The organism is Chloroflexota bacterium, assembly GCA_020161265.1.
Taxonomy (GTDB): Bacteria; Chloroflexota; Chloroflexia; order Chloroflexales; family Herpetosiphonaceae; genus Herpetosiphon.
The window spans coordinates 88177-101008 of the sequence record JAIUOC010000009.1 but is presented as its reverse complement, the minus strand read 5'-3'; the positions used below and the strand labels follow the sequence as shown (position 1 = coordinate 101008).

Here is a 12832-nt window from a genome sequence, read left to right as displayed (position 1 = left end):
TATTTGTCTCCGCACTTTTTTGAAGGATTATGCCCATGCTTCGAGTAAAGATTTTATTACTTGCAATTATTTTTCTGCCAATTCATTCAATCAATGAGGTCAATGCCCAAAAAATAGCTGAAATTCCACGACATACCACAAATGAGCAACTTGATAGTGATAGCGATAGTTTGACCAATAGCTGGGAAACCAGCCATCAACTCAATCCCTATAGTGCACTTGGCGACGATGGCGCGGCGGGCGACCCCGATCACGATGGCTTAAGCAATGCCAATGAGCAAATTCATGCGATCAATCCACGTAACCCTGATAGCGATGCTGATGGGCTGAATGATGGCTGGGAAGTGCGCTACGGGCTGAATCCAACCAGCGCAATCGGCGATCATGGAGCCACTGGCGATGCTGATCGCGATGGCTTGACCAATCAAGAGGAATTATTTAGTAATACTTACCCGAACAATCCTGATACAGATGGCGATGGTTTACGCGATGGCTGGGAAGTTGATCAGCAATTTTCGCCGATTAATGCTACTGGTTATCACGGCAGCGCAGGCGATGTTGATACTGATAATCTGAATAATCTTCAAGAGCAAACTGCTGCTACCAACCCGCGCCACCCCGATAGTGATGGCGATGGCCTGCCCGATGGCTTGGAAATTGAGCATGGTGCGAATCCCTTAGATTGTGAATTAGATGCTGACGCAGATGGTTTGGAAAATCAACCAGAATTGGCATTGGCAACTAATCCTTTTAATTCTGATAGCGATGGCGATGGCTTGCCCGATGGCTGGGAAGTGGCACAGCAGCTCAATCCCTTGAGTGTTGCTGGCATTCATGGAGCCAATGGCGATGGCGATGCTGATGGTTTGGGCCAATTGCAAGAATATCTGCATCAAACCAACCCCCATCAGGCCGATAGCGATGGCGATGGTTTAATTGATGGTTGGGAAGTGCAGCATCATTTGAACCCGCTCAGTAGTTTGGCCACTGATGGAGCCAACGCCGATCCTGATGGCGATTCGCTGAGTAATCTCGCTGAACAAGGTTTTACCACCAACCCACACAGCGCCGATAGTGATCATGATCAATTGCCCGATGCTTGGGAATTGCAACAGCAACTTGATCCGTTGCTGGCAAGTGGCGAAGTTGGCACAAATGGCGATCCTGATGCTGATCGATTAACCAACCTAGCGGAATATCACAATAGCACCCGACCGTTGCTGGCCGATAGCGATGACGATGGTTTAATTGATGGTTGGGAAGTGCAGTATACGCTTGATCCACTTGATCGATTTGGGGGAAACGGAGCCAATGGCGACCCCGATAGCGATGGCATGAATAATTTAGTTGAATTGCAACGCCAAACTCACCCTTTGCAGGCCACGTACCTCGTTATGCTGCCGCTTGCCCAACGTTTCTACTAACCTGCTTAATGCTGACCCTCAAAATGGCTGTAGGCCTAGCGAAATTGCTAGGTTTATCGCCATTTAAACTTGGTATAATGGCCCAACAACGTTGTTTGAGACCTGACTCAATCATAGGAGTAGAGCATCCATGCGCGTCTTGATGTTGGCTTGGGAATATCCACCGCATATTGTTGGCGGGATGGGCAAGCATATTGCCGAGTTGGTTCCAGTGCTTGATGCGGCTGGAATCGAAGTGCATGTGCTTACGCCATGGTTGCGTGGCGGCCCACAACATGAGCGTTTTGGCATGCACAGCCATATTTGGCGGGTTCAGCCACCAGCCATGCCCGATTATGGCTTTGTTTCGTTTACCCAAGAAACCAATCGCTATCTTGAGCGCTTCGCCCACGATTTGGGCAAAACCCATGGCCCATTTGATCTGATTCATGGCCATGATTGGCTGACCAGCTATTGTAGCGTCGCTTTGAAATATGCTTGGCATACTCCCTTGATTACGACGATTCATGCAACTGAGCGTGGGCGTGGGCGTGGCTCGCTAGGCGGCGATCATGCCAAAACGATCAATGGCTTGGAATGGTGGTTGGCTCACGAAAGTTGGCGAGTAATTGTATGCAGCGATTTTATGGCCGACCAGTTGCATCAATTTTTTGGCACGCCCTTTGATAAACTCGATGTGATTGCCAACGGCGTGAATGTACCAACGATTGAATGGCCGAGCCAAGAGCGCCAGCAATTTCGCCAGAAATATGCCGCCGATGACGAAAAAGTCGTGTTTAGCATTGCCCGTATGGTCTACGAAAAAGGCATTCAAGTGCTGGTTGAGGCAATTCCGCATGTCTTGGCGCAACGTCGCGACATTAAATTCGTAATTGCTGGGATGGGGCCGTTAGCCGAACAATTACGCAATCGCAGCCGTGAGTTAGGTATCGATTCTCATTTGTATTGGACGGGCTTCGTGACCGATCAAGATCGTAATTATCTCTACAATGTTGCTGATGTGGCGGTATTTCCCAGTATCTACGAGCCATTTGGGATTGTAGCCTTGGAAGCGATGGCGGCGCATTGCCCGGTCATTGTTTCGGATACTGGTGGTTTGCGTGAGGTAGTGCAAATTCACGAAACAGGCTTAACGGTTTATCCCGATAATCCTGAATCGTTGGCGTGGGGCATTTTGCACACATTAGCTCACCCCGAATGGACCCAGCAACGTGTGGAAAATGCCTTCAAAACGGTGGTTGAGATTTATAATTGGCCATTAATTGCCTGCCAAACCCAAGCCGTCTATCAACGGGTTTGCGACGAGCGTGCAACTAGTATGTGGGGATGAATTGTATGAGTACCGAGGCGTTTCAGGCTGGGGTTGCGGCGTTGAAAAGTGGCAATAAAGCCTTGGCCCGCGAACATCTGATGAAGGTTGTTGAGCAAGACGAAACCAATGAACAAGCCTGGCTCTATCTGGCGGGGGCATTGGAAGATCCCGATGAGATTCGCATTAGTTTAGAAAATGCGCTACACATTAATCCACAAAGCAATCGCGCCAAACAGGGCTTGGAATGGCTGCGCAAGCAGCATCCAGCGATTTTTGCCGAGCCAACTCCAGCCTTGCCTGAGGTAACTCCCCCTGCTTATACTGGGGCAACTCTTGCCTTGGCAGATTTGCCGTTGGCCGACAAACCACTGCCAGGCCAGCCAATCCAGCAAACGCCTTTTCCGGCCACCCAACCGCTGGGCCAAGCCCCGTTGCCCGCGACCCAGCCGCTGGGGAATGGACCGTTGCCCGCGACCCAGCAATTGGCTCCCCCAGCCTTAGGCGAAGTACCCGATGTTTTGCCATGCCCGCGTTGTGGCGCACCTACTCGCTATGTCGATCAGCGTTGCCGTCAATGTAGCATGACCCTAACGATTAAAACCGATCGCCAAGGTCAATCGAAGGCTCCAATTACAATTGCTGGCCTGATGACATTTATTCCGGCTTTGCTCGCACTAGTGTCAGCAATTGCCATTTTTATTATTGCGGGCTTAGGCTGGAGCGACTATAAAAAAGATCTGGTTGCTGGAATGCCTGAAGATCGTCGCGCTGCCTTTCTCGAAGCCAATGAAGCCAAGATTGATCAAGACTTTGATCAAGACTATATGCCATTCTTCAATATGGGAGCCGCTTCATTCTTGGCGGGCTTTATTGGGATAGTTGTCTCAGTCGCTCTCTTCAAGCGCTCTAAATTTGGCCTCGTTGGCTCATTGCTTTATAACTTGCTGTTTTTAGCAGTTTGGGGTTTCTTAGCGTTCGCTTTTATAATCCAAGGGCCGTTCATTGATGCAATGCTGAATGAATTTGCTACAACGGCTAAACAAAGTGAGCAACCGCAAATTATTGATCCCGATTCAATTGTTAGTTTTGTCCAAACCCTGATTAGGGCAATCTATTTTACGGCTGGCTACTACTTGCTTACCGTTATTATGATCATATTTGCTTGGCGAGCAATCTCGCAAAAGGCTGTACGCTTTGTGCCGCAATTCGAAGAATTGGCCGATCCCACTGGGCATTTCAATCGTGGGGTTGTCTATCAAAAGCGTGGGATGTGGTATCTTTCTATGCTAGAGTGGGAACGAGCGGTCAAGCTCAACCCACGTGATTCGACCTATCGCCATGCCCTAGGCTTGATTTATGAGCAGATGAAGCGGCCTGCTGATGCCTTACAGCAATTTGAGCAAGCCCTCAGCGAAGATCCCAATAATCTGCGGATTGGCCAAGATCGGGATCGCTTGGTGCAAACATTGCGGGCCTAGGTTGAGCCATGGCTTTTTATAAGCGAGGCATACATGCCTGGAAATAGTTTTGGTCGGTTGTTCCGCATTTCAACATGGGGCGAGTCCCATGGGGTTGGCTTGGGCGTGGTGATCGATGGTTGCCCAGCAGGCTTGGAGCTTGATCTAGCCGCCGTTCAGGCTCAATTGGATCGTCGTCGGGTTGGCCAAAGCCGCATGACTTCGGCCCGCCGCGAGCCTGATGAAGTTGAGATTTTATCGGGCATGTTTGAGGGCCGCACCACTGGCACAGCCTTGGCAATGCTGATTCGCAATACCAACGCCCGCTCTAGCGATTACGATGCAATTAAACATTTGTATCGGCCTGGCCATGCCGACCATAGCTACGATGCCAAATATGGCTTCCGCGATTATCGTGGTGGTGGCCGTTCCAGTGCCCGCGAAACCGCCGCGCGAGTTGCGGCTGGCGCGGTTGCACGCCAGATTTTGGCCACAATGGGCATTAGCTTAGTCGCCTATACCCTGAGTTTAGGCCATCTCAAAGCCCAAATCATCGACGAAAACGAAATAGAAAATAACATTATGCGCTGCCCAGACCCCGCTGTGGCCGAGCAGATGATCGCCTATGTCGATCAAGCCCGCCGCGATTTGGATTCGCTGGGTGGGGTGGTTGAGGTGCGGGCACGGGGAGTTCCGGCTGGGCTAGGTGAGCCAGTTTTTGATAAACTTGATGCTTTGATTGGCCATGCCATGTTTAGCATTCCCGCAGTCAAAGCGGTCGAAATTGGCTCAGGTATCCAGGCTGGCAATGCCCGTGGTTCGCAAAATAACGATCCATTTATCCAACGAGCAGATGGTAGCATTGGCACGAGTAGTAATCATGCTGGCGGAATTTTGGGTGGTATCAGCAGCAGCGAGGAGATTGTGGTGCGCCTGACGGCCAAACCACCAGCTTCAATCGCCCAAGCACAAACCACGGTCGATCAAGCGGGCGAACCCGCCACGATTGTGGTCAAAGGCCGCCACGACCCAACCGTCTTGCCGCGTTTAGTGCCAGTTGCCGAGGCGATGTTGGCCTTGGTGCTCGTCGATTGTGTTTTGCAACAACGTGCCGCCCGATTGTAGGCCTGAATGACAGACGATCCGTCAACCTCAAACCAACTAGAATTACCAGAGGCCGAGCCACGTCGGAGTAGCTCGGCTCCACCTCAATTACGTGCGGCGATCAGTCGGGCATTATCACGACGCAAAGCTGAATTGCAAAGCCAAGGCGTTGTTGACGAAACGGTTGCTGTTGAAATTGCGCCAACTATGATTGCCGAACCAGAGCCGCCAATGCCGCTACGTCAAGAGCGGTATCGGGTGGCGGCAAGTCGCGCATTAAGTCGTTTGCGGCCAAGCAGTGAAACTCCACAGGTTGCTAATCCAACCAGCAATCGAGGTCGTGATCGCACGCGTACTCGTTTGCGCCCACCAACCTTGCCCAACCAACCCTTGCCTAAACTGCCAACTGAACAACCTGCTGATCCGCCTGTGCGGCGCGAATTGCCAGCCGCGGTTGTCGCAGCCTTGCAGCCCGATAGCTTGCCCGCGCCAGAAATTCAGCGCCCGCCATTGTGGGTGGCTTTCGTGGCAGGCTTAGGCTGGACAGCGATGTTGCTATGGGTCTTTTTTGGCGGGCTTTCGCCGCAATCGGGCTTTGGAGTGCGTAGTTTGTTTGGTATTGCAACCCTAGCCTTGGGTTTAACCACGTGGCTGCCAATGCAATGGGCCTTGCGTTTGCCAGCATTAACGTGGCGTGGCACGGTTGGTTGGGCCATCATTTTCTGGATCTTGGCCTTCGTGCCCGCGCCAACGACCACGATTGCCGCTGGCCTGCCCGATTTGCCAATCTACTTGATCTTTCTGAGTGGAGTATTTTTGGCCAGCAATGCCATGGTTTTACCGCTGGTCTATGTTTGGGGCATTCGGCGCTATCATAATCGGGCGCAACGCTTTGATGTGCGGCGTTCGCATCGCCAAGCAGCCGAAGCTGGAATTTTTTGCAGTTTGTGTGTGCTTTTGGCGGCAATGAACATTTTCGAGCCAGTTACAGTGTTATTGTTAATCGCCATTTTGGTGTTGAGCGAGATGGTGATTTTATCGTTACAGGCCAAATAGTCGGCTTGCATGGACGGATGGGAGTTGTTCTATGGCATATACCGTTGCAATTCTTGGAACTGGGCTGATTGGCGCGTCGCTGGGCTTGGCGTTGGGTACGGCTGATCCTGAGAGCGCTCCCTTGGGGCGGTGTAAGGTGATTGGCTACGATGGTAGCAGTCAACAATTGCGTGTTGCCCGTGGTCGTTTAGCGATCGATGCTGAAGCCAAAACTGCCGCTGAAGCAGTCAAAGAGGCCGATATTGTGGTCTTGGCAACTCCAGTGCAAACTCTACCAGCCTTAATGCGCGAAATTGCCCCGCATCTGCGCTATAAAGCTTTAGTAACTGATGTGTGTAGCACCAAAGCCAGCGTTTTGCAGTGGGCCAGAGAATTATTGCCAACGACCGTAAGTTTTGTTGGTGGTCACCCCATGGCTGGCCGCGAGAAAAACGGAGCCGAAGCGGCTGAATTAGATTTGTTCAAAGGCGCAGTTTATTGTTTATGCCCAGCCTTGAATGCCACTGCTGAAGCCACTGATTTAGCAACAGCCTTTGTCGAAACAATTGGAGCCAAGCCTTACTATATCGACCCTGAAGAACATGATATTTATGTGGCTGGGATTAGCCATTTGCCATTTTTGTTGGCAACCGCCCAAACCGAGGTAGTAACCCGTTCGCCCTCGTGGCGTGAGATGCAGATGGTCGCAGCCAGTGGCTTTCGCGATATTACCCGCTTGGCATCGGGCGATCCAGTGATGCATCGCGATATTTGTAGCACCAACCGTACAGCACTCAAACATTGGGTTAACGAGTCAATTCGGGTTTTGGTCGAGATGCGTACAGCGCTTGAAGATGATCAGATCGACGAATTACAACACATGTTTGAACATGCCAAAACCATGCGCGACCAATGGCTGAGCTTGCCGCAAAATCAACGGCCAGGCGAAGGCGAGCAACTAGCCGATGCTGATTTGGGTACGAGCATGAGCCAACGCTTATTTGGTAACCCCAGTGCCTTACTACGGGGCGGCAAGAAAAAATAGGCCATAAGCCGTAGATCAAAAACTTGCTCAATTCACCAAACTATGCTATACTCCGCCAAGTCTGATAAAGACAACCAGCGAAGGGGTGTAGGCTCAATGGTAAACCGCTGGTCTCCAAAACCGGATTTCAGGGTTCGAATCCCTGCGCCCCTGCCAAACGCTCCATCACGGAGCGTTTTTTGTTGCCAGATAGCTAGCCCCAAATCACCTAAATGGCCTATAGCACAGATGTTCAAATTCTGGTTGACATGCTATACTTTGCTGGTTGAACCGAGTTTTTGCAGCATGTTTGAGGGGTCTACTGTGTCAAAAATGACCATGTGGCAGCAATATCTGTCGATTAAGCAAAAATATGCCGATGTGATTCTGTTTTTCCGGCTGGGCGATTTTTACGAAACCTTCGGCGATGACGCTAAACTGATCGCCGAAGTGCTTGATATTACCCTGACGGTGCGCGGCCTCAGCAGTGATGAAAATACCCCGATGGCGGGCGTGCCCTATCACGCTGCCGATAATTATATTGAGCAACTAGTCAGCCGTGGCTATCGCGTAGCAATCTGCGAACAAATGGAAGAGATGGTGCACAAAACCTTGCAAAAACGCGAGGTTGTGCGGATTGTGACTCCAGGCACACTAACCGAGCCAACCATGCTCCAAGCTGAACGCAATAGCTACCTTGCAGCAATTTTGGTTGATCGTGGCAATGTTGGTTTGGCGTATGCCGACCTAACCACAGGCGAGTTTTGCGCTACCGAACTGCGCGGCAACGAGGCTTTGAAGCAACTTGAGGGCGAATTAGCACGTTTGGGCGCGGCTGAACTCTTGGTGTCCGATGCGCCAGAGTTGCGTCCAGCAGGCATGGAAATTGCCAAAAAGCAGCTAGCCCAAGATCTTGCACCAATGCGCAAGGCTGAACGCGAACGTTTGCTGCCCCACGAACGTACCGCCAAAAAAGTTGAAGGCAATAACGAAAGCACGTGGGTTCAAGGTAATGTCACGCAATGGCCCAATTGGCATTGGGATGCTCGCACTGCCCGCGATGCCTTGCTTAGTCAGTTTAAAAGTCAATCGCTTGATGGTTTTGGTTTGGGCAATAAAGCGCTTGCAACCCGCGCCGCTGGCGCATTAATTCAATATTTGCATGAAACGCAACGCGATAGTGTGGCCCAAGTTCGCAGCTTGCGGGTCTATGATACAACTCGCTTTATGTTTCTCGACCCGCAAACCCGCCGTAATTTGGAGCTGACCGAAGGGGCTGCTGGCCAACGCAAAGGCTCGTTGATTGCGGTGCTCGACCAAACTCGCACGCCGATGGGTGCGCGGCTCTTGCGTCAATGGATCTCACAACCGCTGATTGAGCTTGGCCCATTGACCGAGCGCCAACAAGCCGTGAGTTGTTTTGTTGAAGAAACCTTGGTGCGCGGCGAGTTACGGGCCTTATTCAAAGGTGTTGGCGATATCGAACGCACAATCAATCGGGTGGTGCAAGGCATTGCCACGCCACGCGATTTAGTGCGATTGCGCGAAGCTCTGCGCCTAACACCCGATATTTTGAGTCAAATCGAACGTACAGGCTTGCGCACAACCAGCCCAACCGAGGCTGTGCCAAGTGATGATGATCTGTTTGATGCCGAGCCAGCAACCAATCAAATCGATGCTTGCGCCGATATTTGTGAATTACTCGAACAGGCGATTGCCGATGATCCGCCAGCCTTGCTTGGCACATGGGATAATGCTCGCAGTGACGAAAATGTGATTCGTAAGGGTCATGCTGCCGAAATTGATGCAATTGTTGAGGCTACTCGCGATGCCGCCCGTTGGATCAACGAACTTGAGGCCAAGGAACAGCAACGCACTGGCATCAAAACGCTCAAAGTCAGCTATAACAAAGTCTTTGGCTATTACATTGAGGTAACCAAGGCCAGCGGCGAAACCCGCATTCCCGATGATTACATTCGCAAACAAACCTTGGTCAATGCCGAACGCTATATCACGCCAGAACTCAAAGAATATGAATCGCTGATTTTGAATGCCTCAGAAGCCTTGAACGAAAAAGAGCGCCAAGCATTTCGCCTAATTTTGCGTCATTTGGCCAACGCAGGCCATCGATTGCTCGATTTAGCGCGAGCAATCGCCGAGTTTGATGTCTATAGCACCTTGGCTGAAGTGGCTGTGCGGCAGCGCTTTGTGCGACCAACCCTGCGCCTCGACGATGTATTTGTGATTCAAGGCGGGCGACATCCCGTGGTTGAACACAATTTAAACGAGCCATTTACCCCGAATGATGCTCATTTCGATGCTGACCATCAGATTATTGTGTTGACTGGGCCGAACATGTCGGGCAAAAGCACCTTTTTGCGCCAAGTGGCCTTGATTGGCTTAATGGCCCAAATTGGCTCGTTTGTGCCCGCCGATTATGCCGAAATTGGCCTACTCGACCGAATTTTCACGCGGATTGGGGCACAGGACGATATTGCCACAGGCCAATCGACCTTTATGGTTGAAATGATCGAGACCGCCAATATTTTACATAATGGGTCACCACGATCGCTGATTATTCTTGATGAAATTGGCCGTGGTACGAGCACCTACGACGGGCTTTCGATTGCACGGGCGGTGGTCGAATATATCCATAATCAGCCGCGCTTACGCGCCAAAACCCTGTTTGCAACCCACTACCACGAACTGACCGAACTCGCTAACATCTTGCCACGGGTGCATAATTGGACGTTGGCGGTGGCCGAAGAAGGCGACCATGTGGTGTTTTTACGCAAGGTTATCGAGGGTGCGGCTGATCGCTCATATGGAATTCATGTGGCCCAAATGGCGGGCTTGCCCCCAGCCGTGATCAAACGGGCAACCGAAGTGCTCAGCGAGCTTGAAGGCAAGGGCGATCGGGAGCAGCGCCGCGAAGCGATGCGCCGTATGAATGCAGCAGGTAGTTCGGCTGTGCCGCAAATGTCACTGTTTACGAGCAACGAGCCAAATCCAGCGGTTGAGCTATTGCGCGAAATGGATGTAACCCAACTAACCCCGATCGAAGCCCTAACCAAACTTTACGAATTACAACGTTTGTCCAAAGAGGGGTAACGAGTTGAAACCACGAAGCACACGAAGCACACGAAGGTCAAATGAATAACTTCGTGTGCTTCGTGTCCTTTGTGGGTTAAAAATCTGGCCCCTGAATCCTGATTTCTGACCCCAAACTGCCTATGTTCGATGTTCTTTGTTCTATAATGAGCCATCAACCAATCAATTCGGAACTGGAGTAGACAACCATGACCACCTATAAGGATGCTGGCGTTGATATTGCAACCAAAATGGATGCGATCCAACAGATGGGGGCCGCAGTCAAGGCCACCCATACGCCAGCAGTGTTGGCAGGTTTAGGCGCGTTTGGCGGCTGTTTTGATTTGGCTCAGGTTAATGCAAGCCATGCGCAGCCAGTTTTGGTGGCCTCGACTGATGGGGTTGGCACCAAAACAGCGGTCGCCGCAGCCGTTGGCGATGTACGCACGATTGGCGCAGATTTAGTTAACCATTGTATTAATGATATTTTGTGCCAAGGTGCAACGCCGCTCTTTTTTCTCGATTATATTGCCGCCTCAAAACTTGAGCCAGCCATGGTTGTGGCCGCCGTCGAAGGGCTAGCAGCAGCTTGTCGTGATGCAGGAATTGCCTTGCTTGGCGGCGAAACTGCCGAAATGCCAGGAGTTTACCACGATGGGGCCTTTGATGTAGCAGGAACAATCGTCGGCGTGGTTGATCGGGCGAATATGCTTGATGGGAGCGCAATTAAGCCAGGTGATGTGGCAATTGCCTTGCCTTCGACTGGCTTGCACACCAATGGTTATTCCTTGGCGCGCAAAGTTTGCGCACCCTTAGGCTACGCCAGTCAACCAGCAATTTTAGCTGGCTTGAGCATTGGTGAGGCCTTGTTGGCTCCGCATCGGGCCTATTTGCACGAAGTTCAGGCCTTGCGTCAGACTGGTGTGGCGATTCATGGTTTAGCTCATATTACTGGCGGCGGCATTTGGGATAACATTCCGCGGGTGTTGCCAGCCAATGTGACAGTCGAATTAGTTCGTGGTTCGTGGCAAGTTCCAGCAATTTTTAAATTGATTGTTGAACAAGCGGCGATGGATGAACACGAGGCCCATCATGTGCTTAATATGGGCTTAGGCATGATTCTATTTATTGCGGCTGAACAGGCTGAGCAAGCACTCGCAACCATCAACGATGCCCAACTGGTTGGGCGGGTGATCGAGCAGATTAATCAACCGCGAGTGGTGCTAGTAGATCGCTAGCAACTGTGCTATACTGCCAACGATAGTTTGCCAACCTTGGTGTTAATTAAGGTTGGCAAACGAAAGCTAGTTGTCATCTTCATCACTATCGCAGCCAAAACGGAAACGTTATAATGAGTCGTGAACCTCTGACCCAAACGATTGCTCGTGAGGTTGATGTCTACATCGCGGTCAGCCATGGACGTGAAATATCGCGTGGCCTAGGCTTTGATGATGTTGATCGTACACGGATTGAAATTGCGATTTTGGAGTTAACGCGCAATATTTTGGCTCACGCCGAACGCGGTAGCATAACCGTGCGCGAAATTGAACGCAACGAGCAACGTGGTATCGAAATCGAGGCAAGCGACAATGGACCAGGCATCGCAGATACAACCCTTGCCTTACGTGATGGCTATAGTACCAAGCAGACCCTTGGCACGGGCTTGCCTGGGGTTAAACGTTTGATGGACGAATTCGAGATTGAATCCCAAGTTGGTGTTGGCACGGTCGTTCGAGCACGGCGGTGGCTCCCACGTCGGCGCGAACGCGGAGGACTATAATGAGATTAAATTGGAGCGCCCAAACGCGCAGCAAATATGGTCAATCGGTCTCTGGCGATGGCTATGCTGTGATCGAAAGTCAAAATAGTATCTTAATCGCCGTGATCGATGGCCTTGGCGGGGGCGCGGAAGCAGCCAAGCCAACCAAATTAGCCTTAGAAGAATTGCATCAACATGCGACCCGACCGCTCAAAGAATTGATCGAGCGTTGTCATAAGGCGCTCCACGGCACCCGCGGCGCAGTGATCGGCTTATTACGCTTGGAGTTCGATCATCTTCGCGCAAGCTATATTGGCGTAGGTAATATAGGTATTCATGTCATCAGCGATCGGGTGATTAAGCCTATTTCCAAAAATGGTATTCTTGGGCATAATCAATTACCAAGCCTGCTGGAAATGACCTATACCTTTAATCTCGGTGATATTTTTGTATTGTATAGCGACGGCATTTCAACCCGCATGATTACCGATTCGGCTTTGCATCATGCGATCGAAAACCCCGAAGCCTTGGCGATCAGCTTGATGGAACGCTATGGCAAAACCACCGATGATGTCACAATTCTGATTGCTCAAACCCAGTAGGTCAGCCTTGCGTTTTGTCCAGAAG

Annotated in this window: 10 protein-coding genes and 1 tRNA gene; all 11 read left to right on the top strand. The window is 51.1% G+C overall.

Annotated elements, in window-relative coordinates; genetic code table 11:
- The first annotated feature begins 35 nt into the window (after positions 1–35).
- Positions 36–1424 (top strand): hypothetical protein, encoded by a 1389-nt coding sequence (locus LCH85_19840; GenBank protein MCA0354252.1) that lies wholly within the window; start codon positions 36–38, stop codon positions 1422–1424.
- Positions 1425–1554: 130 nt separating this feature from the next.
- Positions 1555–2754 (top strand): glycosyltransferase family 4 protein, encoded by a 1200-nt coding sequence (locus LCH85_19835; protein ID MCA0354251.1) that lies wholly within the window; start codon positions 1555–1557, stop codon positions 2752–2754.
- A gap of 5 nt (positions 2755–2759) precedes the next feature.
- Positions 2760–4214: a tetratricopeptide repeat protein gene (locus LCH85_19830; GenBank protein ID MCA0354250.1), complete on the top strand. Its 1455-nt coding sequence runs from the start codon at positions 2760–2762 to the stop codon at positions 4212–4214.
- 33 nt (positions 4215–4247) lie between these two features.
- Positions 4248–5318: a chorismate synthase gene (gene aroC, locus LCH85_19825; GenBank protein ID MCA0354249.1), complete on the top strand. Its 1071-nt coding sequence runs from the start codon at positions 4248–4250 to the stop codon at positions 5316–5318.
- Between the two features lie 6 nt (positions 5319–5324).
- Positions 5325–6353: a hypothetical protein gene (locus LCH85_19820; GenBank protein ID MCA0354248.1), complete on the top strand. Its 1029-nt coding sequence runs from the start codon at positions 5325–5327 to the stop codon at positions 6351–6353.
- A gap of 31 nt (positions 6354–6384) precedes the next feature.
- Positions 6385–7377 carry a prephenate dehydrogenase/arogenate dehydrogenase family protein gene (locus LCH85_19815; protein ID MCA0354247.1) on the top strand — a complete coding sequence of 331 codons (993 nt, stop codon included), beginning with the start codon at positions 6385–6387 and terminating at the stop codon, positions 7375–7377.
- Between the two features lie 81 nt (positions 7378–7458).
- A tRNA-Trp gene (locus LCH85_19810) sits at positions 7459–7533 on the top strand.
- 156 nt (positions 7534–7689) lie between these two features.
- On the top strand, positions 7690–10467 hold the full coding sequence (gene mutS / locus LCH85_19805) for a DNA mismatch repair protein MutS (GenBank protein ID MCA0354246.1): 2778 nt from the start codon (positions 7690–7692) through the stop codon (positions 10465–10467).
- Positions 10468–10655: 188 nt separating this feature from the next.
- Positions 10656–11684, top strand: a complete 1029-nt coding sequence (purM, locus tag LCH85_19800; protein MCA0354245.1) for a phosphoribosylformylglycinamidine cyclo-ligase — start codon at positions 10656–10658, stop codon at positions 11682–11684.
- 113 nt (positions 11685–11797) lie between these two features.
- Entirely contained in the window at positions 11798–12226 is a 429-nt protein-coding gene (locus LCH85_19795; GenBank protein ID MCA0354244.1) for an anti-sigma regulatory factor, read from the top strand.
- A complete protein-coding gene (locus LCH85_19790; protein MCA0354243.1) occupies positions 12226–12807 on the top strand; it encodes a SpoIIE family protein phosphatase in 582 nt (193 codons plus the stop codon). Before LCH85_19795 ends, LCH85_19790 begins: the two co-directional genes overlap by 1 nt.
- Positions 12808–12832 lie beyond the last annotated feature (25 nt).